General features: G+C 54.1%; 27 protein-coding genes and 1 pseudogene. 25 read left to right on the forward strand and 3 right to left on the reverse strand.

The annotated features are described in order from the left end of the window. The first annotated feature begins 144 nt into the window (after window positions 1–144). The 15 genes from secY (at window position 145) to BQ5456_RS07485 (ending at window position 10,201) form a co-directional block, all read left to right on the forward strand. Window positions 145–1,437, forward strand: a complete 1,293-nt coding sequence (gene secY / locus BQ5456_RS07420) for a preprotein translocase subunit SecY (protein WP_071129421.1) — start codon at window positions 145–147, stop codon at window positions 1,435–1,437. Next, window positions 1,434–2,000, forward strand: coding sequence for an adenylate kinase (locus BQ5456_RS07425; protein WP_071129422.1), 567 nt, complete (start codon window positions 1,434–1,436; stop codon window positions 1,998–2,000). The genes secY and BQ5456_RS07425 overlap by 4 nt, the downstream gene beginning before the upstream one ends. 34 nt (window positions 2,001–2,034) lie before the next feature. Further along, window positions 2,035–2,928, forward strand: coding sequence for a type I methionyl aminopeptidase (gene map / locus BQ5456_RS07430; RefSeq protein ID WP_083378427.1), 894 nt, complete (start codon window positions 2,035–2,037; stop codon window positions 2,926–2,928). 258 nt (window positions 2,929–3,186) lie between these two features. Next, on the forward strand, window positions 3,187–3,408 hold the full coding sequence (gene infA / locus BQ5456_RS07435) for a translation initiation factor IF-1 (RefSeq protein ID WP_071129423.1): 222 nt from the start codon (window positions 3,187–3,189) through the stop codon (window positions 3,406–3,408). Between the two features lie 45 nt (window positions 3,409–3,453). Further along, on the forward strand, window positions 3,454–3,567 hold the full coding sequence (gene rpmJ / locus BQ5456_RS10165; RefSeq protein ID WP_083378428.1) for a 50S ribosomal protein L36: 114 nt from the start codon (window positions 3,454–3,456) through the stop codon (window positions 3,565–3,567). 125 nt (window positions 3,568–3,692) lie between these two features. Beyond that, a complete protein-coding gene (rpsM, locus tag BQ5456_RS07440; protein ID WP_071129424.1) occupies window positions 3,693–4,070 on the forward strand; it encodes a 30S ribosomal protein S13 in 378 nt (125 codons plus the stop codon). A 46-nt stretch (window positions 4,071–4,116) separates the two neighbouring features. Beyond that, window positions 4,117–4,515, forward strand: a complete 399-nt coding sequence (gene rpsK / locus BQ5456_RS07445; RefSeq protein WP_071129425.1) for a 30S ribosomal protein S11 — start codon at window positions 4,117–4,119, stop codon at window positions 4,513–4,515. Between the two features lie 160 nt (window positions 4,516–4,675). Beyond that, the gene (locus tag BQ5456_RS07450; RefSeq protein WP_071129426.1) at window positions 4,676–5,677 is read left to right on the forward strand and encodes a DNA-directed RNA polymerase subunit alpha; all 1,002 of its coding nucleotides are present in this window, start codon (window positions 4,676–4,678) and stop codon (window positions 5,675–5,677) included. 56 nt (window positions 5,678–5,733) lie between these two features. Then, on the forward strand, window positions 5,734–6,312 hold the full coding sequence (rplQ, locus tag BQ5456_RS07455) for a 50S ribosomal protein L17 (RefSeq protein WP_071129427.1): 579 nt from the start codon (window positions 5,734–5,736) through the stop codon (window positions 6,310–6,312). Between the two features lie 168 nt (window positions 6,313–6,480). Then, window positions 6,481–7,239, forward strand: a complete 759-nt coding sequence (locus BQ5456_RS07460) for an ROK family protein (protein ID WP_143037093.1) — start codon at window positions 6,481–6,483, stop codon at window positions 7,237–7,239. Next, window positions 7,239–8,111, forward strand: coding sequence for a tRNA pseudouridine(38-40) synthase TruA (gene truA / locus BQ5456_RS07465; RefSeq protein WP_071129429.1), 873 nt, complete (start codon window positions 7,239–7,241; stop codon window positions 8,109–8,111). Before BQ5456_RS07460 ends, truA begins: the two co-directional genes overlap by 1 nt. A 297-nt stretch (window positions 8,112–8,408) precedes the next feature. Continuing rightward, window positions 8,409–8,855, forward strand: coding sequence for a 50S ribosomal protein L13 (gene rplM, locus BQ5456_RS07470; RefSeq protein ID WP_071129430.1), 447 nt, complete (start codon window positions 8,409–8,411; stop codon window positions 8,853–8,855). Window positions 8,856–8,882: 27 nt separating this feature from the next. Further along, entirely contained in the window at window positions 8,883–9,374 is a 492-nt protein-coding gene (rpsI, locus tag BQ5456_RS07475; RefSeq protein ID WP_071129431.1) for a 30S ribosomal protein S9, read from the forward strand. 195 nt (window positions 9,375–9,569) lie between these two features. Then, complete coding sequence (locus BQ5456_RS07480; RefSeq protein ID WP_071129432.1) at window positions 9,570–9,875, forward strand: type II toxin-antitoxin system RelB/DinJ family antitoxin; 306 nt, start codon at window positions 9,570–9,572, stop codon at window positions 9,873–9,875. Then, window positions 9,875–10,201, forward strand: a complete 327-nt coding sequence (locus tag BQ5456_RS07485; protein WP_071129433.1) for a type II toxin-antitoxin system RelE/ParE family toxin — start codon at window positions 9,875–9,877, stop codon at window positions 10,199–10,201. The genes BQ5456_RS07480 and BQ5456_RS07485 overlap by 1 nt, the downstream gene beginning before the upstream one ends. Before the next feature lie 4 nt (window positions 10,202–10,205). Here BQ5456_RS07485 and coaA read toward each other — a convergent pair whose 3' ends face one another. Beyond that, entirely contained in the window at window positions 10,206–11,210 is a 1,005-nt protein-coding gene (gene coaA / locus BQ5456_RS07490) for a type I pantothenate kinase (protein WP_071129434.1), read from the reverse strand. A gap of 111 nt (window positions 11,211–11,321) precedes the next feature. Then, complete coding sequence (gene glmM, locus BQ5456_RS07495) at window positions 11,322–12,662, reverse strand: phosphoglucosamine mutase (RefSeq protein WP_071129435.1); 1,341 nt, start codon at window positions 12,660–12,662, stop codon at window positions 11,322–11,324. 158 nt (window positions 12,663–12,820) lie between these two features. On the opposite strand from glmM, the gene glmS reads away from it, so the two are divergent. The 10 genes and pseudogenes from glmS to tsaD form a co-directional block, all read left to right on the forward strand. After that, the gene (glmS, locus tag BQ5456_RS07500; protein ID WP_071129436.1) at window positions 12,821–14,785 is read left to right on the forward strand and encodes a glutamine--fructose-6-phosphate transaminase (isomerizing); all 1,965 of its coding nucleotides are present in this window, start codon (window positions 12,821–12,823) and stop codon (window positions 14,783–14,785) included. Window positions 14,786–14,811: 26 nt separating this feature from the next. Continuing rightward, the gene (locus BQ5456_RS07505; RefSeq protein WP_071129437.1) at window positions 14,812–16,443 is read left to right on the forward strand and encodes a bifunctional ADP-dependent NAD(P)H-hydrate dehydratase/NAD(P)H-hydrate epimerase; all 1,632 of its coding nucleotides are present in this window, start codon (window positions 14,812–14,814) and stop codon (window positions 16,441–16,443) included. 8 nt (window positions 16,444–16,451) lie between these two features. Next, entirely contained in the window at window positions 16,452–17,609 is a 1,158-nt protein-coding gene (alr, locus tag BQ5456_RS07510) for an alanine racemase (RefSeq protein ID WP_071129996.1), read from the forward strand. An 8-nt stretch (window positions 17,610–17,617) separates the two neighbouring features. Then, window positions 17,618–18,160: a tRNA (adenosine(37)-N6)-threonylcarbamoyltransferase complex ATPase subunit type 1 TsaE gene (tsaE, locus tag BQ5456_RS07515; protein WP_071129438.1), complete on the forward strand. Its 543-nt coding sequence runs from the start codon at window positions 17,618–17,620 to the stop codon at window positions 18,158–18,160. A gap of 8 nt (window positions 18,161–18,168) precedes the next feature. Beyond that, window positions 18,169–18,864, forward strand: a complete 696-nt coding sequence (gene tsaB / locus BQ5456_RS07520) for a tRNA (adenosine(37)-N6)-threonylcarbamoyltransferase complex dimerization subunit type 1 TsaB (protein ID WP_071129439.1) — start codon at window positions 18,169–18,171, stop codon at window positions 18,862–18,864. A gap of 5 nt (window positions 18,865–18,869) precedes the next feature. Further along, window positions 18,870–19,364 (forward strand): ribosomal protein S18-alanine N-acetyltransferase, encoded by a 495-nt coding sequence (rimI, locus tag BQ5456_RS07525; protein WP_159428782.1) that lies wholly within the window; start codon window positions 18,870–18,872, stop codon window positions 19,362–19,364. A 233-nt stretch (window positions 19,365–19,597) separates the two neighbouring features. Beyond that, window positions 19,598–20,356, forward strand: coding sequence for a succinate dehydrogenase cytochrome b subunit (locus BQ5456_RS07530; protein WP_071129441.1), 759 nt, complete (start codon window positions 19,598–19,600; stop codon window positions 20,354–20,356). Window positions 20,357–20,375: 19 nt separating this feature from the next. Further along, window positions 20,376–22,361 (forward strand): fumarate reductase/succinate dehydrogenase flavoprotein subunit, encoded by a 1,986-nt coding sequence (locus BQ5456_RS07535; protein WP_071129442.1) that lies wholly within the window; start codon window positions 20,376–20,378, stop codon window positions 22,359–22,361. Further along, the gene (locus tag BQ5456_RS07540) at window positions 22,358–23,119 is read left to right on the forward strand and encodes a succinate dehydrogenase/fumarate reductase iron-sulfur subunit (protein ID WP_071129443.1); all 762 of its coding nucleotides are present in this window, start codon (window positions 22,358–22,360) and stop codon (window positions 23,117–23,119) included. The genes BQ5456_RS07535 and BQ5456_RS07540 overlap by 4 nt, the downstream gene beginning before the upstream one ends. A 159-nt stretch (window positions 23,120–23,278) precedes the next feature. Then, window positions 23,279–24,325: pseudogene (tsaD, locus tag BQ5456_RS07545) on the forward strand (tRNA (adenosine(37)-N6)-threonylcarbamoyltransferase complex transferase subunit TsaD); the annotation flags it as partial. 577 nt (window positions 24,326–24,902) lie between these two features. Here the strand turns inward: tsaD and BQ5456_RS07550 are convergent. Beyond that, on the reverse strand, window positions 24,903–26,192 hold the full coding sequence (locus BQ5456_RS07550) for a class I SAM-dependent methyltransferase (RefSeq protein ID WP_083378431.1): 1,290 nt from the start codon (window positions 26,190–26,192) through the stop codon (window positions 24,903–24,905). Window positions 26,193–26,253 lie beyond the last annotated feature (61 nt).

Below are 26,253 nucleotides of genomic sequence, written 5' to 3' on the forward strand. Positions count from 1 at the left end.
AGGTCGGTGCTAGGAGAGCAACACGGGGTAGCTAATGTGTGATTGACCGCTGTATGTGCGATTGAGGGGCGAAATTGTGTAGGCTACTAAGGGTTATAGAATCATCTTTTCTGTGCCGTTAAAGAACATAGTGCTGGAGGCAGCTTGCTTAGCGTATTCGTACAGGCGTTTAAGACGCCGGATCTTAGGAAAAAGCTCCTGTTCACCTTGGCAATTATGGCGCTCTACCGGATTGGATCTCATATCCCCTCTCCGGGGGTTAACTATCCGAACCTGCAGGCCTGCCTAAAGAACAATGAGCAAAACGGTCTGCTTGACCTGGTGAACCTGTTTTCCGGGGGAGCGCTGCTGTCACTGTCAGTGTTCGCTATGGGAATCATGCCCTACATCACGGCCTCGATTATCATCCAGTTGATGCGGGTAGTGATTCCTCGCTTCGAGGATCTGCACCGTGAAGGGCAAGCCGGAAAAGCGAAAATGACCCAGTACACCCGGTATCTTACTATTGGACTCGGGGTATTGCAGTCGGTGACCATCATTTATATGGCGCGTTCGGGGCAGCTGCTACAAGGATGTTCCCCCAGTAAACCGATTATTCCTGACCAATCGGCGGTTAATTACCTAATTATGATGGTGACTATGACCGCCGGTACTGGTCTCATCATGTGGCTAGCCGAGCTAATCACCGAAAACGGCATCGGAAACGGTATGTCCCTGCTGATTTTCACCGGTATCGTGGCAAATATGCCCGCACACCTGCAATCTATTGGTGCCTCCGGGGGATTCTGGAAAGTGCTGATTATTATCGGTCTAGTTGCCCTGATTACCCTGGCTATCGTGTTCGTAGAGCAAGCCCAGCGCCGCATCCCGGTACAGTACGCCAAACGGATGGTGGGCAGACGAATGTATGGTGGCTCTACCACCTATATCCCCATGAAAATCAATATGTCGGGGGTTATCCCGGTGATTTTCGCGGCCTCGCTATTGGCTATGCCGCAAATGATTTCCCGTTTCGGTAAACCTACTGCCGGCTGGGTCAAATGGATTAATGACAACTTCCAGCACGACTCCTTGATTTATCTAATCTGCTACGCACTACTAGTGCTGGGATTCGCTTTCTTCTACACCCAAATCACTTTCAACCCCGAGGAAATCGCCGACAATATGAAGAAGTACGGCGGGTTCATTCCGGGAATAAGGGCAGGGGCTCCCACCGCGGACTATCTGCACTATGTAATCAGCCGGATTACCACGGCTGGCGCGCTCTACCTAGTGGTAGTAGCCATGGTGCCGATTGTGGCGCTGATTCCGCTGAAAGTCACCCAGATGCCATTCGGGGGAACTACCCTGTTAATTATGGTGGGCGTGGGTCTGCAAACTGTACAGCAAATTGACGCTCAGCTTCAGCAACACCACTACGAGGGATTCCTTAAATGAAAAAACGCCTGTTGATTCTGGGTGCACCTGGTGCCGGAAAGGGCACTCAGGCGCGCAAGATCTGCGAACTGCTAGATATTCCTACTTTTTCTACTGGAGCGATGCTACGCAGCCAGATGAAGGCGGGAACCGAGCTGGGGAAAAAAGCTAAGGAGCTGATTGACCGGGGGGAGTTAGTACCAGATTCGGTGATTAGTTCCCTGGTAGAGGCAGAGTTGCAGTCATCGCGCTACCGCGAAGGTTTCCTGGCAGACGGCTATCCCCGCAACCTGGAACAGGCACATTTCCTGGATCAAGTACTCAAAAATATGGGTACTCACTTAGATGCGGTCATCAACCTAGATGTTGAATTAGAGGACGTAGTAGGGCGTCTACTTAAACGCGCCGAAATCGAAAATCGCTCTGACGATACCGAACCGGTGATTCGTCGCCGTCTCCAGGTTTATAAGGAGCAAACCGAGCCCCTAGTGCGTTACTACCGCGAGGCTGGCTTGCTAATAAATATCGATGGTAACGGCTCTATTGACCAGGTTTGGGACAGTATTGCCGCTCAGCTGCGGTAATATATCAACCGAAGCGGGAAGAAGATAAATACAAATGCTATTTGGGCGTGGCATCGAAATAAAGAATCGGCAGCAGCTTGGTTATATGCGGCAGGCGGCGCTAATCGTCAATCAAATCCATGAGGCCGTCTGGGAAAATGCTCGGGCGGGGGTAACCCCTCGCCAAATCGACGAAATCTCAGCACAGGTAATCGCGGATGGGGGCGCGCACTCTAATTTCTTGGGATATTTTGATTACCCGGCAACTATCTGTATCTCGGTTAATGACACCGTGGTACACGGTATCCCCGGTGATGTTCCCTTTCAGGTTGGTGACCTAGTAAGTTTCGATTGTGGCTGTTACCTAGAGCGAGATGGTAAACAGTGGCACGGCGATTCCGCCTTTTCCGTGATTATCGGGGAAGAACCAGCTCCCAAGCCGGATCCTACTATCGCCGCCCACTCCTATCCCATATCCTCGGAAAAAGAACAGCTGCTAGAAATTACTCGCTACAGTACCTGGGCAGGAGTGGCGGCGATAGCTCGTCCGCGCGCTCGGGTTAACGATATTGGTGCCGCGATCGAGGACGCAGTGGACTCTTTTGGCGAGCGCTTCGGATGGACGGCGGGGATCGTAGAAGAGTTTACTGGGCATGGAATCGGGACTGCTATGCATCAGCCGCCCGATGTGTTTAACTTCCGCGCCGTAGGCCGATCGGCTGCGATAAAACCGGGAATGGTGCTATGCGTGGAGCCGATACTTACTCGCGGCTCCAATAAGGTTGCCACTATGGCAGACGAATGGACCGTGAAAACCGTAGATCACGCCCTGGCTTGCCATTGGGAGGCGCAGGTCGCGGTGTTAGCAGATGGAATTTGCGTCCTCAACCAACCTGATTTTGGTAAAGCCGCATTGGCGCCCTTCGGGGTAATACCGCTGGAGCTGTAAGGGGCAAGCGCTATGCGCATGCTCTTTTTAGTTTTTGTCGTTCCAGAAAAAGGGCGTGGAAATCTACTTCTCGAAGACGTAATTTGCAACCTACGACACGCCTAGAGCGCAAAAAGTGAGTTATGCGTGACCGATTTAACCCTCTATCAGCTTTAGGTTTGTCTCGGTACTAACGTAGAGTTGAGTATTGGGTTTGTGACTAGAGGGGTATATTATATCCACTGGTCATCCTATGTGGACAAGGTTAGTGAAGGATAGATGGCGAAAAAAGAAGGCGTTGTAGAGGTCGAAGGTACCGTAGCAGAGGCACTCCCGAATGCTTATTTCCGGGTAGAACTCGAAAATGGTCATAAAGTGCTAGCGCACATTTCGGGCAAAATGCGCCAGCACTATATCCGAATCTTGCCCGAGGATCGCGTGGTCGTAGAGCTCAGCCCCTACGATTTAACGCGAGGTCGAATCGTTTACCGATACAAGTAAAAAGTATTGGCGGCAGGGTAATCCGGTCGCAACTAGAGGAAAATTATGAAGGTTAAACCCAGCGTTAAGAAGATCTGTGAGAAATGCAAGGTGATTCGTCGCCACGGCGTTGTCATGGTGATTTGCGACAACCCCCGACACAAACAACGTCAGGGCTAGTCAATAAATAGAATAGCGCGCTACCGGCATCTTTGATTTTCAAAGGTGACCCCAGGTCCGGAGGCCTGGGCCGCAGCAGCGGAAGGTAGCGCGACGGCCTCCGGAAAAATGTGGAGAGAAAATTAATGGCAGCACGTATTGCCGGTGTTGATCTTCCGCGCGAGAAGCGTTTGGAAGTGGCACTTACTTACATTTACGGCGTAGGGCGCACGCGCGCTCAAAAAACGCTGAAAGAAACCGGAGTTTCTCCGGATGTGCGCGTAAAGGATATTTCGGAAGAAGATCTGATTAAAGTACGCGACTTTATCGAATCCAACTACAAAGTTGAAGGCGACCTTCGTCGTGAGGTCCAAGCCGATATTCGCCGCAAGATTGAAATTGGTTCCTACCAGGGACTGCGTCACCGCTTCCATTTGCCGGTGCACGGTCAGCGGACCAAGACCAACGCGCGTACCCGCAAGGGTCCCAAGCGCACCGTTGCTGGCAAGAAGAAGGCTGTATAAGTAAGCGCAGGCACCACCTGCTGGATCTGAGGAAAAGAAGGAAGATATGGCTGCTAGTTCTATAAAGAGCCGTAAGCCGCGTCGGGCTGCGCGTAAGAACGTTGTTCAGGGAAAAGCGTTCATTAAGTCCACATTCAATAACACTATCGTTTCAATTACTGATCCCTCCGGAGCTGTTATTTCTTGGTCGTCCGCCGGCCAGATGGGGTTCAAAGGATCGCGTAAATCTACGCCGTTCGCTGCGCAGATGGCCGCTGAAGCTGCTGCTAGGCGCGCCCAGGAGCACGGCATGAAAAAAGTTGACGTGTTCGTTAAAGGACCGGGTTCAGGTCGGGAAACCGCGATTCGTTCCCTACAGGCTACCGGGCTCGAGGTAGGTACCATTCAGGACGTTACCCCGCATGCCCACAATGGTTGCCGTCCTCCTAAGCGTCGCCGCGTCTAACGCGTCCTAACTAAAGCAGAAAAAAGAAGATAGTAAAACACTTCTGTGGGTCTCCAGGCCGTCATTTGGGAGATTTCGCAGTCTTGTCTAAGAAACTGACCTCAGGTCAGAACGTTCGTTCCAGTCATATGGCGGGCTGGGCGGCAGAAAGGACAACACGTTGCTTATTTCACAGCGACCCGTGCTATCGGAAGAAGTGGTTAGCGATCAGCGCTCCCGCTTCACCCTTGAACCCCTAGAGCCCGGATTCGGGCACACCCTAGGAAACAGCTTGCGGCGTACCCTACTTTCCTCCATTCCCGGAGCCGCAGTTACCTCTATCCGGATTGAGGGGGTGCCGCATGAGTTCCGCACCATCCCCGGAGTAATGGAGGACGTCTCCGAGATCATTCTAAATATTAAGCAGATTGTGCTTTCTTCCGAGAATGACGAACCGGTGGTGATGTATCTGCGGAAAGCAGGTGCTGGGCAGGTTACCGCCGGGGATATCACCCCTCCAGCGGGAGTAGAGATTCACAACCCGGATCTCTATCTGGCCACCCTAAACGAGTCTGGCAAGCTAGAAATTGAGTTAACCGTAGAGCGTGGTCGTGGCTACGTTTCTGCCGATCAGAACAAGTCGGATGGACACGAAATTTCTCGGATTCCTATCGACTCTATCTACTCTCCAGTGGTGAAAGTCCGCTACAAGGTAGAGGCTACTCGTGTCGAGCAGCGTACCGACTTTGATCGCTTGATTGTAGATGTGGAATGTAAACCGGGACTAGCTCCCCGGGATGCCCTAGCTTCTGCAGGTAAAACCCTGGTAGAGCTGTTCGGGCTGTGCCAGGAACTGAACATCGAGGCCGAAGGCATCGAGATTGGCGCTCCGCAAACCGATCAGGCGCTCGCCCAAGATTTGGCGCTCTCTATTGATGACCTGGGGTTGCAGTCGCGTTCCTATAACGCTTTGACCCGTGAAGGGATTAATACGGTGGGGCAACTGGTTGCCCGCTCCGAGGCCGATCTTTTGGATATCCGGAATTTCGGTGCCAAGTCAATCGAAGAAATCAAGGCGAAACTCGCCGAAATGGGGATGGCACTCAAAGATTCTCCGCTGCCCACTCCGGTCAGCCTAGATGATCTGGCTACCCCCAGTTCGCTACAATTCTCTGATGACTAAGTCGGGTTTTCTCGGCGCTTAAACAATAAAGTTTTTTAGAAAGTAAAGGAAGAAAAATGCCTAAGCCATCTAAAGGTCCCCGGTTAGGAGCCGGCCCGGCACATGAGCGCAAAATTCTGGCGAATCTGGCGAAGTCGCTAATCGAGCATCGTTCAATTCGCACCACCGAAGCTAAAGCTCGCCGCCTGCAGCCCTATATTGAAAAGCTGATTACCAAAGCGAAGAAGGGCGATATTCACAATCGTCGTATGGTTGCCCGCAAACTGAGTACCCAGGTTGATAAATATACCCGTGGTTTCGATGCGGTATACACCCTGTTCGACGAGGTAGTTCCGGATCTGGATCCCAACCGTCAAGGTGGATACACCCGGATTGTGAAACTGCCGGCTCGTCGTGGGGATAACGCTCCTATGGCCGAGATTTCTTTGGTTACCGAAAAGGTAGAGGCAAAAGCCAAGGTAAAACCCGCCAAAGAAGAAGCAGCTCAGCCCGAGCAAGCTGAGGAAGCGAAGGAAGCCGAAACTACCGAGGAAACCGTGGAAGATGCGGTAGAAACTTCGGACAGTGGCGAAGAAACCGCGGAAGCTGGAAAAGCTGAAGACGCGGAAGAAGCTGCAGATTCTGAAGAAAAGTAACCCGATAAATACCGGCGGATAAGTTATCCGGTATTTAACAGCTACTTTGTGCGGGCAGTTGGCAGATTGAGCCAACTGCCCGCACTGTTTTTATCGTCAGCTTAAGAAAAACATTATCGGAATCAGCAAGTACAAATCTCCAGGTAAACTAGAAATATGGGAAAACAGCTGAAAAATTCCCTCACTTTGTCAGTTGATTGTGGGGGCGGGGGAATCAAGGCCTCGGTACTGGATCAACACGGTACCATGGTGGCTCCCTCTCTGCGAGTGCCTACCCCTTACCCTTTGCCTCCAGAAAAGTTAATCGAAACTGTGGAAGGTTTCCGCTCTGAATTCCAAGCGGACGCCAACCGGATTACGCTGGGAATTCCCGGAATGATTCGTCACGGGGTAGTAATCTCTACTCCCCACTACGTGTGCAAATCTGGCCCGCGTACCCGAGTGCTACCGGAAATGGTTGCGGCATGGGAAAACTTCGATCTCGCCCGTGCCTTGAAAGAACAGACTTCCCTACCATCCCTGGTTTTAAATGATGCCGAAGTGGCTGGTGCCGGGGTAATCTCTGGTACCGGCATGGAAATGATAATTACTTTGGGTACCGGATTGGGGAACTCTATCTGGGATGGGGGTCGTTTAGCTCCTCATATAGAATTTTCGCATACGGTTGCCCGCTGGGGGCTGCTATTCGATGACTATGTAGGCGAGCCAGAGCGGGTAAGAATGGGGGATACTCACTGGTCGCGCCGTGTTCGCCGGGTGGTAGGAGTTTTACGGGAAGCAATTATGTGGGATCGGCTCTACCTGGGAGGAGGAAATTCGGCTCATATAACAGAATCGGTGCGTAAAACCCTGGGAGAAGAAGTAATCATCGTACCTAATGATGCCGGTATACGTGGCGGGGTGCGCTCCTGGGATTTGGTGACCTAATGAGCGCTGTGATCCGTTTACGCCTAGACCTTGCCTATCGCGGGCAGCCTTTCCATGGCTGGGCGCGCCAACCGGGTTTGTTGACGGTTCAAGGGCGCCTAGAGGAAGCCCTATCCCTGATTACCCGCCAACCGGCGCAACTGACAGTGGCCGGACGTACTGACGCCGGGGTACATGCGCGCGGACAGGTTGCCCATTTGGACGTCTCAAAAGACTTTTGGCTTTCCCTCTCTCGAGGGCGGGAAGAAGACGATCAGTTGCGCGCTGCTCGGCTGCGCGCCCGCCTAGAAGGCTTAGCTGGACGCGGACTAAATGGTGCTTTGGCAGTTAAACAGGTCAGCGTGGTTGCTGGCGATTTTGACGCCCGGTTCTCAGCGCTGTCACGCACCTACCGTTACCTGATTTGTGATGATCCCCGGGCAGTTGATCCTTGTCGGTTAGATATCGTGCGCACCTCCTCGCCTTTGGATAACGAAAAAATGCAGCTCGCGGCGCAAGCGTTTTGTGGAGAACACGATTTCCTTCCCTTCGCTAAACCCCGCGAGGGCGCGACCACGGTACGTACTCTCCATTCTTTTAATATTTCGCGTCCCCACGACGGAATCGTGCAGGCTATTATCTGCGCGGATGCCTTTTGTCATTCTCAAGTGAGATTCATGATGGGAGCCTTGATCGAGATTGGGCGGGGGAAGCACGATACTAACTGGATAGCGGAACTCTTAGCTGCCGGGGTGCGCGACCAACGAGTACCCCTCGCCGATGGAAGGGGACTAACCCTGTGGGAGGTAGCCTACCCGCCAGAGGACGAATACGCCTCCCAAGCCGCAAAAGCCAAAGTAGTGCGCACCCTACCCGAAAAATCAGCCTTGTAGCCTACCTAGATTAGGCAGGTAGGCAGAGGTAACTTGGTCTATGTGTGCAGTTCAACAGGCTACTGCTTTGACCAGGTGCTTTCGGTTCCGTAAAATACTAAATGTTGTGTGTCCTGGAACAATCCAAGCGGAGGTTTGTTACCTGCAGCTTTGGCAAAAACAGGACGCTAGACGGAAAGAAATGCAAAGTCGGGTGGAAAACTACGGCGGCGTCCGCAACATTTTGGCACTTATCGCCACCCTGTTGCCGCGCTCTCGCAGCTTCTACCCCCAAGGAAGAAACGAAGGCTTAAGCCCGTGCGAACTTATAATCCGAAAGCCGGTGACACCCAAGATAAGAAATGGTATGTCATCGACGCTGAAGACGTCGTTCTCGGACGACTGGCGGCCGTAGCCGCCAAGCTGCTGCGTGGCAAGCATAAGCCGACCTACACTCCCAACGAGGATATGGGTGATCACGTCATTATCGTGAACGCCGCCAAGGTCGGACTTACCGGCAATAAACGTGAGCAGAAACGCGCCTACCGCCACTCCGGTTACCCCGGGGGCTTAAAATCTCTAACCTACGGTGACTTGTTAGCTAAGAAACCAGAGGTAGCAGTACAAAAAGCGGTGCGCGGCATGGTTCCCCACACTCGGTTGGGGCGTGCCCAGATGAAGAAGCTGCATGTTTTCGCTGGTCCCGAACATGACCACGCGGCACAGCAGCCAGAACCTTACGAAATTAAGAAAATCGCCCAGTAGCCCTGAGCCAAGACCCTGAGGAGAATTGTGGCTGATACCACCGAAAACGAAGAGCTGTTGGAGGAGAATGCCCCCAGCTCTTACACCACGGAAACCAAGTCGGAGCCGACTGGCTCCGGACAGTCCGTGACCGCTCCCGGCATTGGGCTGGGACGTCGTAAAAGCGCAGTTGCGCGTGTCCGGTTGATACCGGGCAGCGGCGAATGGAAGATTAACGGTCGGACTTTGGAAAGTTATTTCCCGAACAAGCTGCATCAGCAGCTAGTGCGTGCGCCGTTTACCCTGCTAGACCTAGAGGGACGCTTTGACGTTATCGCTCGGGTATCCGGTGGGGGAACCTCCGGGCAAGCCGGAGCAATGCGTTTGGGCGTTGCCCGCGCGCTAAACGAAATTGATCGGGAAGCGAACCGTCCTGCCCTGAAGAAGGCAGGATTCCTGACCCGCGATTCGCGCGCTGTTGAGCGTAAGAAGCCCGGCCTCAAGAAGGCACGTAAGGCTTCGCAGTACTCCAAGCGCTAAACTTCCACGCTTAGTTATTTGCCCGGTAAAGACGGTTTATTTCGCCTTTACCGGGCAAAACTGTATCTGAGTAATGGTAGTGAGGGTATAGGTAAGAAGCCCAGGAAAAATAAAAAAGCTTGCTATTGTTTGCGAACTGCTATACATGTTCTATTCTTAGTGCTAATCTCAACTCAAGAATAGGAAGGTAGTGTCATGGCAAATACAGCAGCAGTCTATGCCCGTATAGATCCACAGCTCAAAGCAGACGTTGAGGATATTCTTTCTAGCTTGGGTGTTACGCCCTCCTCGGTGGTGCAAATGCTCTACAGCCAGATCAAACTGACTAGAAGTATTCCATTTGGGATTAAACTCCCTGTGAAAGCGCCTCTTTCCCTGGATGAACTTACTAGGGAGCAGCTAAATGCCGAACTGCAGAAAGGTTACGATTCCATTCTTGCGGGCAAATCGTACTCTGCAGACGAGGTCGATGAAATCATGAACCGAGAGTATGGCATCTAATGGGTAGCTACCTCATCAAATATTCAGATGAAGCCCTGCAGGATTTGAAAAATATCTTTGAATACATTGCTATCCAGCTACGGGAACCGGTGATAGCTGCTGCGCAAGTGAACCGGATTCGTGAGTGCATACGCAGCCTTGAGCAATTTCCGGCTCGCAACAAAGTGGTGGCTTGGGAGCCCTGGCATAGCCTCGAAATGCGACAAATTCCGGTAGATAACTTTATTGCGTTTTACACCATCGACAATGACACGTCCGCAGTTAATGTAGTTCGTGTCTTCTATGGCAAACGAGATGTTCAAAGCTACGTTCGGCAGTCATCTTGATAGTTTAGACTTTGCGTAAGAACACGTTTTCTAGGCGGTGCTGGGCGTCTTTGCGCAAGATTAAAGTCGCCCGCCCTCGGGTGGGACGAATCTGTTGCTCCAGGTTGGGCAGGTTTATGGAGGTCCAAATATCAAGGGCAATTTGGCGGGCCACCGAATCAGAGATTCCCGCATATACCTGGAAGTAAGAATCCGGATTGCGGAAAGCTGACTCTTTTAATGACAGGAAACGTTCAACGAACCACCGCTCAATATCGCGGGTTCGGGCATCAACATAAATGGAAAAATCAAAGAAATCACTGACTGCCAGAGATTTATGGTCATAGAGCCCGCTGCGTCCATCGTCCTGATCTAACTGCTTTTCTAAGTTAGGCAGGTCTTGATGACCCCGGTAGAACCAAGCCGGTTGCAGCACGTTGATGCCCTCTAGAATCAAAATATCCGGGCTGGCAACGGTCACATATTTATCCGGCACTACATCGTAGGTGACGTGCGAATATACCGGCGCTTTTACTTCCGGCACTCCCGCTTTTACCTGGGTAACAAAGTTGAGGAGGGCGCGGCGGTTATAGGACTCTGGGAAACCTTTCCGTGCCACCAGTCCGCGCCGCTCTAACTCTGCATTCGGATACAAGAACCCATCAGTAGTAACTAAGGCGACCCGCGAGGTCTCTGGCCAGCGGCTAAGCAGATTTTGGAGGATGCGAGAAGTGGTTGATTTTCCCACTGCCACCGATCCGGCAACTCCGATAATGAAGGGGATTTTCCTCTTTTGAGGGCGACCGAAAAAATCTTGTTGATCTTGGGCGAGGGCGCGCGAATGCAAAACCCGGTAGCGCAGCAGAGCGGAGAGGGGGCGATAGACCGCGTCTGCCTCTTCTAAATCAATGGGATCTCCCAAAGCGGCCAAGGAACGCAAATCCGCTTCAGTAAGCGGCATCGGGGTTTTAGCGGCGAGGGCGCGCCAAGCATCCCGATCGAACTGTTCATAAATGGATTTAGCTGGCATATCTTTTAGGCTCCGCTGGGTTGGCTCCGCTCAAAACTATTTGCGCCGATTCTGGATCCGTTTTCCCGCCAGCGCCTAGATTAAAAACGCTGGCGGGAGTAGAAAATCTCCTTACAGAGACAGGCGGTTCTTAACTTCACCCGCCAGGCGCTCACAAACCGCATCGGCTTGTTCTTGGGTGGCGGCCTCTACCATTACCCGCACCAGCGGTTCAGTTCCAGAGGCGCGCAGCACTACCCGGCCGGTATCGCCTAGCTCTTCCTCGGCTTTAGCGATTTCTGCTCGCAAACCGGCATCATCGGTGCGAGCCTTGTCCACGTTTGGCACGTTAATCAAAGTTTGCGGTAAGCGCTTTACGAACTCACAAATCTTTTCTAGGGGTTGACCAGCATCTTTAACTGCACGGGCGATACACAGGGCGGTCAGAATCCCGTCCCCAGTGGTGGCATGATGGGCGTTAATTACATGACCAGACTGTTCTCCACCCAGCACGAATCCTTGCTCGCGCATTTTCTCCAGGACGTAGCGATCTCCCACCGCTGTCTGGACGGTGTTAATCCCTTTTTCTTTCATCGCCAAAATCAAACCTAGGTTCGACATAATCGTAATCACCAGGGTATTTCCGGTAAGTTCTCCCTTATCCTTGAAATAGGCAGCCAGCATTCCCATGATTTTGTCGCCGTCCACCAGGTTTCCCTGGGAGTCAACTGCCAGGCAGCGATCCGCGTCCCCATCGAAAGCTACCCCAAAGTCACAGCCGGCAGCCACTACTTGGCTCTGCAGCTGCTGCGGGTGAGTGGAGCCGCAATTGTCATTGATATTGCGCCCATCGGGGGAAGCATTAATTACTACAGTGTCAATCCCGGCTTCTTGTAGTGCCTCCGGCCCCAGCTCGGAAGCTGCCCCATTGGCGCAATCAACCGCTACTCGCAGACCAGAAAGATCTCCAACTGCCCGTACCAGGTGTTTAACATATAGCTTCTCGGCGCTTTCGCGTTCTTCCTCGATCTCGCCGACCCCTTCGCCAATAGGGCGATCAGTTTCATCGCCTAGGAGTTTCTCAATCTCATCCTCAATCGCATCGGGGAGTTTATAGCCGCCGCGGGCAAAAAACTTGATCCCGTTATCGGGCATGGGATTGTGGGAGGCGGAAATCATTACCCCCAGGTCAACGTCAGCTTTCGCGGTCAGATAGGCGACGCAAGGGGTAGTTACGACCCCGATGCGGTTAACGTCCACGCCTTCGGAAGCCAGCCCCGCCGAAATCGCGTGATCCAAGAAATCGCCGGACATCCGGGTATCACGTCCGACAATCGCCCGCAGTTTGTGTCCTTTAGGCGCATCTTTGCGCACTTGTTTAGCGGCGGCTCGTCCCAGTTCCAAAGCCAATTCCGGGGTTAATTCTTTATTCGCTAGACCGCGCACTCCGTCGGTTCCAAAAAGTCTGCCCATTTTACCTGTCTTTCAACTAGCAGAATCTGACTTTCTCAGCCTACCGCACCTGGCTGGCTGAGTATTCCCTAGCGGGCAACTGTCGGTGATATTTTCCATTTATGCTGCTTAGGCGCGCGAGATAGCAATGCGGCGGAACTCGTGAAAAAATCTATCTCATGTGTGGAATCTTAGGGATGGTAGGGCTGGAGCCCACTAAAGATGCAGAAGCAGTGATTATGGGGGGTCTGGCCCGCCTGGAGTATCGCGGCTACGACTCCGCGGGGATTGGGCTGTCTACCCCGGGCGGGATTGAAATTCGCAAAAAGAGCGGAAAGCTCGCGAATTTGCGGGCAGATTTGCAGGAGCATCCCCTGCCGGAGGCAATCTCGGGGATCGGACATACCCGCTGGGCTACTCACGGGGGACCAACGGATATTAACGCTCATCCCCATGCTTCCTCCGATGGGCAACTCGCGGTAGTCCATAACGGCATTATCGAGAACGCCGATAACCTGCGCCGCGTCCTCGAACAGCAAGGCTTTAGTTTCGTTTCTGAAACCGACACCGAGGTAATTGCGAATCTGCTGGCAGCGTCCTATTTAGCTGACGAGGACGAAGGCACCACCCTCGGGGAGGGCGCAGCTGAGGTACCTGCCCCCGTCCTAGATGACGCGCAGGTATCTGCTGAGGTCGCTGCAGGAGCTCATCGGGCAGCGGCGCGGCTATCGCGGGCGCTGCTGAAGACCATGGCGCAGCTGAAAGGGACTTTCACGATTTTGGCGATTCACCGGGATGCTCCTGGAATCGTGGTAGCCGCGCGGCGTTCCTCCCCGCTGGTTATCGGGGTAGGCAAAGATTGCAACTACCTCGGTTCCGATGTTTTAGCTTTTGCCGATCACACCAAGGACTGCCTAGAAATCGGGCAAGACGAACTGGTGATGGTGACCGCCAAGCAGGTGCAGGTAGCTGACAGTGCAGGTGGGGCGGTTACTCCTAAGCAGTTCACCGTGGATTTCTCGGTAGACCGCACCTCTAAAGGTGGGTGGGGGACTTTCATGGAAAAAGAAATCCATGAACAACCCCAGGCGGTGACTGCCACTTTGCAAGACCGGACTGATGCGCAAGGCTACCTCACTCTAGATGAGCTGCGCATCAGCCAAGACGTGTTGCGGCAAGTCAATAAAATGGTGATTATTGCCTGTGGCACTTCCGCTTATGCCGGGCAGATTGCTCGCTACGCGATTGAGCATTGGTGCAGGATCCCGGTAGAAGTAGAGCTGGCCAGCGAGTTCCGTTACCGCGACCCGGTAGTTGACCAGCGCACCCTGGTGGTGGCGATCAGCCAATCCGGGGAAACTATGGACACTATTATGGCGGTGCGGCACGCCCGCGAACAGGGCGCGAAAGTGCTAGCAATCGTAAACACTCCCGGCTCTACGATTCCCCGCGAATCCGATGCGGTGCTACTCACCCATGCCGGTCCCGAAATCGCAGTCGCCTCCACCAAGGCATTTACCGCCCAAATCACCGCCTGCTACCTGTTGGGGCTGTATTTAGCGCAGGTGCGCGGAAATAAGTTCATTGATGAAATCGCGGATTACCTGGAGAAACTAGCGGAAGTTCCCCACAAGATGCAAACCTTGCTCAATGAAATGGAGCCGGTAGTAGAGGTAGCTAAACGCTATGGTGAAGACCTGAAATCCACGATTTTCTTAGGGCGTCACGTGGGGTATCCGGTGGCCATGGAAGGGGCGCTAAAACTTAAAGAAATCGCCTATGTACATGCGGAAGGTTTCGCGGCGGGCGAGCTCAAACACGGTCCGATTGCCCTAATTGAGCCGGGACAGTTCGTGTTTATCGTGGTGCCTACCCCGCGCCGTCCCGAGCTGCACCAAAAGGTGATTTCTAATCTGCAGGAGGTGCGCGCTCGCGGAGCAATCACCCTGGTAGTAGCGGAAGAAGGCGACGATAAAGTCGATAAATACGCCGACCATATTTTCCGGGTGCCGCGTACCCCCACCCTCTATATGCCCTTGTTAACGGTGATTCCGCTGCAGGTATTTGCCTGTGAAGTAGCTAAGAGCAAAGGATATGACGTAGATCAGCCGCGCAACCTGGCCAAATCAGTCACGGTAGAATAAAAGACAAGGTCAAAGGGTAGGGCGCGATGATTGAGGCATTCGAAAAACAGACAGTTAGGCAAGCTGAAGCCAAAGTAATAGCTGAGCACCCGCAAGGTTCGCTGATGAAAAAGGCAGCTGGCGAGGTCAGCGACACTACTGTCGAATTTCTACTTGCCCGGGGCGCGAAAGTCGCGGAAACCCGGATTCTGGGTTTAGTTGGCGGCGGCGATAACGGCGGGGACTGCCTCTATGCTCTGTCTTACCTGGCAAAACTGGGCTATCCCTGCCTAGCATTGATTATTTCTGACAATCCTCATGAGAAAGCGCTGGCAGCGGCGAAAAAAGCTGAGGTAACTATCGAGCAGATAGATTTAACGGGCAACGCCCGCCAGATTGCCCGCCTGGCTGCCCGCCGCGCCCGCGTCGCCCAGGTGTGGATTGACGGTCTGGTAGGCACCGGAGTAAACGGCAAACTACGGGAGCCATTAGCACAGGTAGCAACGGAATTAACTCGGCTATATGAATCTCGGCGCTTGAAAGTGCTGCGGGTGGCGATTGATATTCCCTCCGGTATTTTCACTGATGATGGGCGTTTACCCGGCCCCTTCCTGGGGGCAGACGTGACCGTAACTATGGGGGGACGCAAATCCTCTTCCCTGCTGCCGCCCGCCGCCTATCAGTTCGGGCAAGTGCGGCTAGTAGACCTGGGTCTGCAGATGAAAGAGCCGCGGCTCGCCCGCCTGGAGGCAGCAGATGTGGGTACTCTGTGGCCGGTACCTGGTCCGGAAGACCATAAATATACCCGGGGGGTAGTGCAGGTAGTGGCGGGTTCTGCCGCTTTCCCCCTAACCGGGGTGCTGTGCGTAGAGGGCGCGGGCAGAGCCGGTGCCGGTATGGTGCGCTATGTGGGACCAGAGGACGCGGCTTTCGCAATCCTTTCCCGCTTCCCAGAAGCAGTTTCCGGTGCCGGAAAACATCAATGCCTACTGGTTGGCCCAGGCGTTGACCCCAAAGATTCTGCCCGGGTACGCGAAGCCCTCAACCAAGCAGTGCAGGCTGCTACCAGCGGAATTCCCCTGGTATTGGACGCGGGCGCCATCGATCTTTATCCCCAAATCATCTCCCAAATTCCCGGCGGAACCCTCACTCACCGGACAATACTTACTCCCCACGCGGGTGAGGCAGCGCGCCTGCTTTCTACGCTAGGAGCTGGAGGAGGCCGCGGTGGAGTCAGCCGGGCAGAAGTGGAGGCGTCCCCGGCGGCCTGGGTGCAGTACTTGGCGGATAAAACCGGCGCAACCGTGCTGTTAAAAGGGGCAGTCACTCTGATTGCCAGCGCCGAGGGAACTATGTTTAGTCAGGCGGGGGCGCCTTATTGGACAGGAACTGCCGGTTCCGGTGACGTGTTAGCCGGAATAGTGGGGGCGGTGCTCGCCCAGCATCAGGCGCGGGCAGAGCAGACGGGGCATCAGCTTTCCCCCTCCCAAGTATCAGCAGCGGTTGCCTCTGCCGCCTGGGTACACGCCCGGGCTGCCCGGAAGGCAGCGGGACTGCCATTTTCTTGCTCCCAACCCGACAGCGTAAATAACCTGGGAGCCCCAGTGGTAGCTACCGATATTGCTCGCCAGGTTCCGGGTGCGATTGTCTATGCTTTAGAACAAGCCAGAGCGGTATAGTCATGGACATGAACACTGATTTTCCGGCTCGCGCGATTATTGACCTGGCGGCACTGGAAAAAAACCTGCAGCAACTGCGCAAATGTGACCCGAATGTACAGGCGATGGCGATTGTAAAAGCCAACGCCTACGGGCATGGAGGCGCGCAGATTGCTCGCGCCGCCCTCGAGTTCGGAGTGAAATGGTTTGGGGTAGCGCAATTGGCGGAAGCCATGCAACTGAGACAGGCGCTAAAAGATTTTCCGAAAGTCCGCATTTTCACTTGGATTTTCAGTCCCGATGCAAATCTGGAAGCCGCGGTTGAAGCCAACTTGGATATCGCAGTATCTAATCCCGAAACCCTGTTACGCGTGGCTAGCGCAGCTCGGGCAGCAAAGAAGAAAGCTCGCATTCACCTGGCGGTAGATACCGGGATGGGGAGAGAGGGTGCCTTGCCTGAAAACCTATCTCCTTTGCTGTCAGCGGCACAGCTCGCCAGTGAACAGGGAACGGTAGAAGTTAGCGGGATCTGGTCGCATTTAGCGCGCGGAGATGAAGCGGGCGGTGGGGAACAGGCGACTGCCCGGCAACTTAGCGACTTTCAACAGGCATGTGCAGCCGCTGAACAGCGCGGATTTACGGGGCTGATTCGCCACCTCTCGGCTTCTTCGGGACTGCTGTGGCATCCCCAGGCACATTTTGACCTGGCGCGCTACGGGATCGCCATGTACGGCCTGACTCCGAATCCGGTGCGTGCCACTACCGCCAGCTTATCTCTCACCCCGATTATGCGTTTAGAGGCCGATTTAATCAGCGTAAAGAAACTGCCTGCCGGGCATCCGGTTTCCTATGGAGGTACCTGGGTAGCACCCCGCGATACCTATATCGGGATTGTGCCACTGGGGTATGCGGACGGGATTGACCGCCATGCCTCCGGAAAAATCTGGGTGGCCGCCAACGGACAGAAATATCCGCAGGTAGGGCGGATATGTATGGATCAGTTCATGGTGGATTTAGGTAGCGGTGAGGACGGAAAACCGCCGCTAGTGCCCGGGGCGACGGTGCGAGTGTGGGGAGATGGCTCCCAGGGGGAACCCACCGCCGATGATTGGGCGAAGGCCGCTGAAACCATAAACTATACGATTGTTACCGACCTTAATCCTCGAGTGCCGCGGGTCTATATCTAGGAGGAAACGTGCCGATTACTATTACCGTTAACTCAGCTGACCAGACACGTGCGGTTGGACAGGCGCTTGCCAGCCAGCTGCGCCCCGGAGACTTAGTGATGCTTTCGGGGGGGCTAGGAGCCGGAAAAACTACTTTTACTCAGGGAATAGGTTCCGGACTGCAGGTAAAAGGCAGGGTGTCTTCCCCCACTTTTATTGTTGCCCGGGTGCATCCTTCCCTAGTGGGAGGTGCAGATTTGATTCATGCTGACGCCTACCGAATCAAAGATTTAACGGATTTGGAAACCCTCGATTTGGACTCCACTTTGGATCAGGCGATTACCGTCATCGAATGGGGAGAAGGTAAAACCGAGCAGCTCTCGGCTGATCGCCTGGAGATTGAGATTCACCGGGAACATGGCGGGGTTGCTACCAGCAGTAATGGGGTAGTAGACCTGGCACAGATGGATGATGGTAAACGCAGGATCACTATCCGCCCGCTGGGGAAGCGGTGGGAAGGAACTGACTGGGAAACGGTGTTTTCCGCGTTTGAGGACGGACAAGAAAAGTAGGTAAAAACATGCGGATTCTCTGTATTGACACTTCGTTGGGAGCTTCAGTTGCCCTGTGGGATAGCGAAGCCAAGACCCCGGTGTTAGCTAGTCGCTCTAGCCAGGACTCCCGCTCTCACGCTGAGCATCTTTCCGAGCTGGTAAGTGAGGTAGTGCAGGAAGCTTGCGGGTGCGCCCTCGCGAAAGCGGGTATCGAGGCAGTGGCGGTAGGACGCGGCCCGGCTCCTTTTACGGGCTTGCGGGCGGGACTGGTAACTGCCCGCACAATCGGTTATGCGCTGGGCATTCCGGTGATCGGGATTAGCTCTCTAGACGCGCTGGCGCGGGCAGTGTTAGACCTGGTACCGCCCACGCAGGAAGTATTCGTGACCACCGATGCGCGGCGTAAGGAGGTCTACTGCGCCCAGTATCGTGCGGATGGTCCTGATGATGTTTTCTGTCTGTGGGGACCGGAAGTGGGCAGGCCCGCAGACTTTGCGAACCGGGCAGCCGAACCCGGTTTGATTGTTGCTGGGGCGGGGGCAGCGCTATACCCCCAGGATTTTGCGTTAAATCCCGGTCTCCCCACCGAGGTAGAGGCAGCAGTCCTCGGTAGGATTGCCAAAGCGCGTTTACAGGGGAAAACACCTGAAGATTTACTAGCCACCGTGTCTCCTCTTTACCTGCGCCGCCCGGATGTGCAGCCCCCTAGCCAGGTGAAATAGGTATCGTGACGGGCTGCGTTCCTTTAAGTCTCGAGGACGTGCCGGCACTGCTTGTCCTCGAAAAATCCTGTTTTGGGACAGAAGGTTTTAGTGACGCGCAGCTGCGGCAAATGATAACTGCCCGCTACGGTTTAGCATTGGGAATCTGGGAGGAGGAAGTGCTGGTAGGTGCGGCTCTACTAGAAGTTTTAGTACCGGAGTCCGAATTACATTCCCTAGCCGTCTTACCTGCTCAGCGCCGCCACGGGCTAGGAGGCATTCTTCTAGGAGCCGCCCTCAATGAGGCTAGGAAACGGGGAGCGACTCAGATGTTCCTAGAGGTGCGCAGTTCAAATCAGGCCGCGATCTCCCTTTATGAAGGCGCGGGATTTATGCCTTTAAGTGTGCGACGTGGCTATTATTCCCATCCGCGCGAAGATGCTTTGGTAATGCGTAAGCGTCTGGCTAGTGCCTCTCCCGGCCCCATTGGCACGGAAATAAATGCGGCTAGCCGCGGGTAGAAAGTATTTTGAAACTTCACACTTTCTCAATTGAGTAATAATTCTTAGCTTCCCCAGCGAAGAAACAGGTATTTATTGCCGATACCTTGATGTTGCTGATTTAAAAAAATAATTCTAAAACTGCAGTTCAAGATGCTTTATAGGGCAGTTTTCTTTTCCGGTTGCATTTTTTCGCCCTCACTCTAGACCCTAATTCCTAACTCCTTACAAAGCTGTGGGTTAGCCTGAGAAACGTGGCCAATACAAAAGAAATTCAAAAGAGGCGAAGCTGGAATACCCTAGTCTTCGCCAAACAGTGCATGGCCGTTACCGGCATCTTCTTTGTACTGTTTGTGTTAATGCATTCCTACGGGAACCTGAAGATTCTAGCGGGGGCGGATGCCTATAACGGTTACGCCCACCACCTACGGGTCTTCGGTGCCCCTATCCTGCCTTATGAAGGCTTGCTCTGGATTTTGCGCGTCCTGCTACTTGCATGCGTGATTATCCACATGATTTGCGCCTTCTACCTCTGGCATCGCGCCAGCGTGGGGCGAGGCAGTGAGAAGTACGTAGTCAAACAGAACGTGGTTAACAACTATGCGACCCGCACCGTACGTGTCGGCTCCGTGTTGCTAGTGCTGTTTATCTTGTTCCACATCTTCCACTTCACCACCAAGTGGGTGCAGATTGGTGCAGCTGATGCATACAGCTCTGCCACCTGCAAGGTAGATGGGGAAATGATTCCGGTTGCTCCTTGGAACATGATGGTAACCACGTTCTCGCCAGCTAACTGGTGGACGCTCATTATTTACCTGGGTGCGGTGGCGATTGTGGCGCTGCACGTGGGGCACGGCGTATGGTCCGCCCTGCAAACTATGGGTTGGATTCGGGAAAACACCCATAAAGCGACCGTTTATATTTCCGGGATTGTGGGACTAGCGCTGTTCGCCATGTTCGCCATCCCCCCGCTCTATTTGGTAATCACCAACCCCGCTCCGGTGGCGTGTTAGTTAGGGAAGGATGCGAAAAATGACTGAACAAGAAAATCTGGTTGACGGTCTTTACACCGTTGGCGAACCGATTGCTGACCAGAAGGCACCCCTAGATGTGCCGATTGAAAAATGCTGGAAACAGCGCCAGTTCAATGCAGCGCTGGTTAACCCAGCTAACCGCCGCAAGATTAAGATTATCGTGGTAGGCACCGGTCTGGCGGGGGGCGCCGCTGCCGCCTCGCTGGGCGAAATGGGCTACCACGTTGATGCTTTCTTCTACCAAGACTCTGCCCGCCGTGCACACTCGATTGCGGCTCAGGGTGGAATCAACGCGGCGAAGAATTATCGCAACGACAATGACTCTGACTACCGGCTGTTCTATGACACGGTCAAAGGCGGGGACTACCGGGCACGGGAAACTAACGTTTACCGGCTAGCGGAAGTATCTGCCAATATTATTGACCAGTGTGTAGCTCAGGGGGTGCCTTTTGCTCGCGAATATGGCGGCCTGCTCGATAACCGTTCTTTCGGTGGGGTGCAGGTATCCCGTACCTTCTATGCACGGGGTCAGACGGGGCAGCAGTTGCTGATTGGTGCCTACCAGGCACTTGAACGCCAGGTTAACGCCGGCACGGTAGTTTCTCACTCCCGTCATGAAATGGTGGAACTCATCGTTTCGGACGGTCGGGCGCGCGGGATTGTGGCTCGCAATATGGAGACTGGTGAACTGGAAACTTTCACTGCCTCGATTGTTATTTTAGCTACCGGTGGTTATGGGAACGTTTTCTTCTTGTCCACCAACGCTATGGGCTGTAACGGTACTGCTGCTTGGCGTGCTCACCGTAAGGGTGCCTATTTTGCTAACCCTTGCTACACCCAGATTCACCCCACCTGTATTCCGCAGCATGGTGACCAGCAATCCAAACTCACTTTGATGAGTGAATCCCTGCGTAATGATGGACGTATTTGGGTTCCCAAGAAGAAAGAGGATTGCAAGAAAGACCCGCGGGAAATCCCGGAGGAAGATCGCGACTACTACTTAGAGCGCATCTACCCCTCTTTCGGTAACCTGGTTCCGCGCGATATCGCTTCCCGGCAAGCCAAGAATATGTGTGACGAGGGTCGCGGGGTAGGTCCGGAAATCAACGGGGTTGCTCGCGGCGTTTACTTGGATTTCGCGGATGCGATTGAACGTATGGGCAAGGAAGCTGTGTCTGCCAAGTACGGCAACCTGTTCGATATGTATAAGCGGATTACCGATGACGATCCCTATGAGGTTCCGATGCGGATTTACCCGGCAGTGCACTACACCATGGGTGGGGTTTGGGTCGACTATGACCTAGAGACCACTATCCCGGGTCTGTATGTGGGCGGGGAAGCTAACTTCTCTGATCACGGCGCTAACCGCTTGGGTGCCTCGGCTTTGATGCAGGGGCTATCTGATGGTTATTTCGTGCTGCCGAACACGGTAAATGATTATCTGGCGCATACTTTGGATTGGAAAGATTTGCCGCAAGACCATCCCGATGTTTTGGCCGCGAAACAGCAGGCGCAAGAACGTATCGATCGGATGATGGCGATTGAGGGTACGCGTTCGGTGGATTCCATCCACAAGGAACTCGGTCACATCATGTGGGAGTACTGCGGTATGTCCCGTACCCGTGAGGGGTTGAAGAAAGCTATCGGTTTGATTCGAGAACTGCGTAAAGAGTTCTGGACCAATGTGCGGATTCCAGGCAAGAAGAGCGGCGAGATGAACCAGTCGCTAGAGCGTGCCGGTCGCTTGGCTGACTTCCTAGAGCTGGGTGAGCTGATGTGTATCGATGCCCTGCATCGGGAAGAATCCTGTGGTGGTCACTTCCGGGAAGAACATCAAACTCCGGAAGGAGAGGCTCTGCGTGACGATGAAAACTTCATGTACGTAGCCGCCTGGGAATGGAAAGGCGAGAATCAGCCTCCTGTCCTGCACAAGGAGGATTTGATTTACAACAATATCGAGGTCAAGACAAGGAGCTACAAGTGAACATCACTTTGCGAATCTGGCGTCAGGCTGGCCCAGACGCCGAGGGAGCTATCCACGAATATCAGCTCCACGGAGTTAGCGAGGATTCCTCTTTCCTGGAAATGCTGGATATCCTCAACGAGGATCTATTTGCGCGCGGGGAAGAACCGGTCGCGTTCGACTCGGACTGCCGCGAGGGAATCTGCGGTATGTGCGGTCTGGTGATTAACGGGGTTCCGCATGGAAACCATTCCCCGGATCCGAAGGATAACACTACTACCTGCCAGCTACACATGCGTTCCTTTAAGGATGGGGACACAATCACCATTGAGCCTTGGCGCTCAAAGGCGTTCCCGATTATTAAGGATTTGGTAGTTAACCGGAACGCTCTGGATCGGATTATTCAGGCGGGCGGTTACATTTCGGTTAATACCGGTGCGGCTCCGGATGCACATTCCACTCCGGTTCCCAAGAAGGATGCGGATCGGGCTTTCGAGGCCGCGGCCTGCATCGGTTGCGGGGCGTGTGTGGCTGCCTGCCCGAATGGTTCGGCAATGCTATTTACTTCTGCGAAAGTGACTCACCTGGGTCTGCTGCCGCAGGGTAAACCAGAGAATCTGCGGCGGGTTACCCAGATGCTTAACCGGATGGGTGCCGAAGGCTTCGGTGGATGTACCAACTTCGGTGAATGTGCAGCAGTTTGCCCCAAGCAGGTTCCGCTGGACTTTATCGCGGTGCTAAACCGGCAGCTCGGCAAAGCTGTCCTCGCTGGAGTTTAAACCTGCACTAACCGGTTTAGAGCCGTTCTTTTGCATGGCCAAGGCGGGCTCGGAGACTATTCTCTGAGCCCGCCTTCCATTTTCTCAAGGATGAATAGGTGTCCCAGCTCAAAGGGTTATCGTTAGGTCGCCAATCCAGGGTGTGGGTAAAATAGGAATATGAGTGAACCGCTAATCCTGGGAATTGAGTCTACCTGCGACGAAACCGGCGTAGCACTGGTGCGCGGGGGGAAACTGCTGGCAGATCGCACTGCCACTTCTATGGATGAGCATGCTCGCTACGGGGGAATCATCCCCGAGATTGCTTCCCGCGCACACCTGGAATCTTTCCTGCCCACTTTGCAGGCAGCCTGTGAAGAGGCCGGGGTAAAGTTGAACGAGGTCGACGCGATTGCCTGTGCGGCAGGACCGGGATTAGTAGGCTCGCTGACCGTGGGGATTTCCGCCGCAAAAGCCCTGGCACTGGCTTTAGATAAACCGCTGTACGGAGTGAACCACGTAATCGGACACCTGGCGGTAGATGCCCTGGTAGAGGGAGAGTTCCATCCGCCTTTTATTGGCTTGATTTGCTCTGGTGGACACTCCAACCTGGTACTGGTACGCGACCTCGCCAGTGATATTACCGAACTTGGCGGTACCTTGGATGACGCCGCCGGGGAGGCCTTCGATAAAGTAGGCCGCCTGCTGGGTACCCCCTATCCAGGCGGTCCCCACGTAGACCGGCTGGCACAGGCAGGGGACAAGAAGGCTATTCGTTTCCCGCGGGGACTAGAGGCAGGTAAAGACAAGGAGCGCCACCGTTACGACTTTTCATTTTCGGGCCTAAAAACCGCGGTTGCCCGCTATATCGAGGGGTTAGAGGCCGCCGGGGAAAACATTAATCGGGAAAATATTTGCGCTGGTTTTTCCGAGGCAGTCAACGATTCTTTGACCAAGAAAGCGGTGCAGGCTGCTAAGGATTTTGATTGCCACGAGATTGTAGTAGGCGGCGGTTTTTCTGCGAACTCGCGTCTACGCGAACTCCTTGCCCAGAGAGCCGACTCGGCGGGAATCACCGTGCGGATTCCTCCGATTCGTTTTTGCACGGACAATGGCGCGCAGATCGCCGCCCTCGGGGAAGTGCTGGTGAAAGCGGGAATGCCGCCCTCGCCCTCCAATTTTGGCCCCGATTCCCAGATGGCGCTTACCCAGATTTATATGACTCCCAGCCCGGAGGATGCGGAAAAACCGTCGGCTAAAACCAATATTCCCCAAGATAAGCAGGTAGATGTAGACAGCCTCTATCGAAAGGTGAAAGAAAACATGGCGAAATCATTTGACCAGATGCGTCCGGGACTTGAAAAGGCCGCTGACCGGATTAAACCCTTAGTAGAGCAAGGACGCGAATACGCGGAAGAAACTGTGGAGAAGGCGCGTCCTTACGTAGAACAGGCGGTAGAGAAGTCTCGCCCCTACGTCGAGCAAGCTGCAGAAAAAAGCCGCGAATACGCGGAAGAAACCATGGAGAAGGCCCGTCCTTACGTAGAACAGGCGGTAGAGAAGTCTCGCCCCTACGTCGAGCAAGCTGCAGAAAAAAGCCGCGAATACGCCGAACAGGCGGTAGAAAAAGGGATTGAATACGCCAAACAGGCTCAGCAACGTCTGCAGGAGCGGGTGCAGGCGCAAAAAACTGACCCCAATGAGCCCTCGGTGACGGTGGAACCGCCCGATGATGTGGAGCCGCGTCTCTAACGCGCCAATACTTTCTTGGCGCCTCTCAGGGAAAACCCCGGGCAGCGCCAGGCTAGTTAGCTTTTTCCAACACTAGACAGCGGTGCGCCCCGTCTATCCGGGTGAGCGCTACAGTTACGGTTCGCGGTGACCAATCCCGATTCCTCTTAGGCATTACCTTCTTTCGCCAAGTCGCAATGTCGAGGGCGACTCCGCGCTTAAGGATGTCCAGCCGCGTGGTCTGCTGGGAATGCAGGTAAGAGGTAATCGTTTTAGCTTTCAATGGCAGATTTTCTACTATTTGATAGCAGCTAAATGCTAAAGAGTCTTGGACAGTGGGGAGCTCATTTCCCGTCAGGTAGGCAATCCCGGTAGATACCGGTGCTGCCCCTAAGCGTTCGCACAGATCGGAAAGGATTCCAGCGCGAATAAGCGCTGGGTCGGGATCAAAAAGGAAACTGCCCAAGGTTGTTGCCGGGGGGACTTGCAGGTGGTTTTCCCCGGGATTGTGGGCAGTGGAACAACGAAAATGGGCTACCTGGTCGCCGTAGATAAGCAGCGCAGAACGTCCCGTACCCTCGGGAGCTAAGCCTGGCGAATAGAGGGCGCACTCCACCAGGTCGCCCTCTACGCTCACCCATTGTGCGTGATAGCCTGCGGGCAGGTAAGCCAAGTCAATCCCGGGCGCCATTTTCACGGCTAGATGAGGTGCGCGCTTTCCCCATTCCAGGACTTTCCCCAGGGGTGGTGACCAAGAATCGGGGGAGAGGGCGCGTCCGCTGGCGGCGCGGCGAGCGGGATCAATAAAGAGGGCGGGCAAAGTTTTCTGTGAGGCAATGTTTTCGGCGTTTTCGCAGAAAACTTTGGCGGTCGGTACGTCGGAGAGGTTGATTGCCGCGCAGGTGGCAGCCGCCGGGCTAATATCAACTGCAGAAAAATCCTGGCAGGTGGGCGCTAGTTCCATAGCGTCAGCTCCAATTCCGCACCCGAGATCCATCAGGTTAGTGACCCCGGCGGCCGCAAACCGTTTCGCGCGCTGCGCGGCCACTATTTTTCGGGTAGCCTGCTCTAGTCCGTTGCGAGTAAAAAGTTTAGTTTGCGCTACCTCCCCCATTTTTTCCTGAGCTTTTTCCCGCAGTATCCACTGGGTCTGCAACGCTGCCGCCAGATTCGCTGGTTGGTGTTTACGTAGGTAATTGACGATATCTTTGTCCTCTGTAGGCGGACGGTAAGGATATTCTTGTAGCAGCTGCCAGCCTTCCGGGGTGGTAAGAGCCGCGATCATGGGGTCTTCTGCAGGCGGCAACGAGTAGATTAACTGTTCCATTTGCGTAAAGCTAAGCGGAATTTTTCCTGCTATCATCAGTTTTCTCCACCCCCTATTGTTTTCAGTTTACCGATGATTTAGCGGCAGTTAGAGTAAT

This window comes from Varibaculum massiliense (assembly GCF_900106855.1).
GTDB classification, from domain to species: Bacteria; Actinomycetota; Actinomycetes; order Actinomycetales; family Actinomycetaceae; genus Varibaculum; species Varibaculum massiliense.

Coding starts and splice junctions, on each gene's coding strand:
- BQ5456_RS07425 (WP_071129422.1), top strand. CDS start 1,434: ATGAAAAAACGCCTGTTGATTCTGGGTGCACCTGGTGCCGGAAAGGGC.
- map (WP_083378427.1), top strand. CDS start 2,035: ATGCTATTTGGGCGTGGCATCGAAATAAAGAATCGGCAGCAGCTTGGT.
- infA (WP_071129423.1), top strand. CDS start 3,187: ATGGCGAAAAAAGAAGGCGTTGTAGAGGTCGAAGGTACCGTAGCAGAG.
- rpmJ (WP_083378428.1), top strand. CDS start 3,454: ATGAAGGTTAAACCCAGCGTTAAGAAGATCTGTGAGAAATGCAAGGTG.
- rpsM (WP_071129424.1), top strand. CDS start 3,693: ATGGCAGCACGTATTGCCGGTGTTGATCTTCCGCGCGAGAAGCGTTTG.
- rpsK (WP_071129425.1), top strand. CDS start 4,117: ATGGCTGCTAGTTCTATAAAGAGCCGTAAGCCGCGTCGGGCTGCGCGT.
- rplQ (WP_071129427.1), top strand. CDS start 5,734: ATGCCTAAGCCATCTAAAGGTCCCCGGTTAGGAGCCGGCCCGGCACAT.
- truA (WP_071129429.1), top strand. CDS start 7,239: ATGAGCGCTGTGATCCGTTTACGCCTAGACCTTGCCTATCGCGGGCAG.
- BQ5456_RS07480 (WP_071129432.1), top strand. CDS start 9,570: ATGGCAAATACAGCAGCAGTCTATGCCCGTATAGATCCACAGCTCAAA.
- BQ5456_RS07485 (WP_071129433.1), top strand. CDS start 9,875: ATGGGTAGCTACCTCATCAAATATTCAGATGAAGCCCTGCAGGATTTG.
- coaA (WP_071129434.1), bottom strand. CDS start 11,210: ATGCCAGCTAAATCCATTTATGAACAGTTCGATCGGGATGCTTGGCGC.
- glmM (WP_071129435.1), bottom strand. CDS start 12,662: ATGGGCAGACTTTTTGGAACCGACGGAGTGCGCGGTCTAGCGAATAAA.
- glmS (WP_071129436.1), top strand. CDS start 12,821: ATGTGTGGAATCTTAGGGATGGTAGGGCTGGAGCCCACTAAAGATGCA.
- BQ5456_RS07505 (WP_071129437.1), top strand. CDS start 14,812: ATGATTGAGGCATTCGAAAAACAGACAGTTAGGCAAGCTGAAGCCAAA.
- alr (WP_071129996.1), top strand. CDS start 16,452: ATGAACACTGATTTTCCGGCTCGCGCGATTATTGACCTGGCGGCACTG.
- tsaB (WP_071129439.1), top strand. CDS start 18,169: ATGCGGATTCTCTGTATTGACACTTCGTTGGGAGCTTCAGTTGCCCTG.
- BQ5456_RS07535 (WP_071129442.1), top strand. CDS start 20,376: ATGACTGAACAAGAAAATCTGGTTGACGGTCTTTACACCGTTGGCGAA.
- BQ5456_RS07550 (WP_083378431.1), bottom strand. CDS start 26,192: ATGATAGCAGGAAAAATTCCGCTTAGCTTTACGCAAATGGAACAGTTA.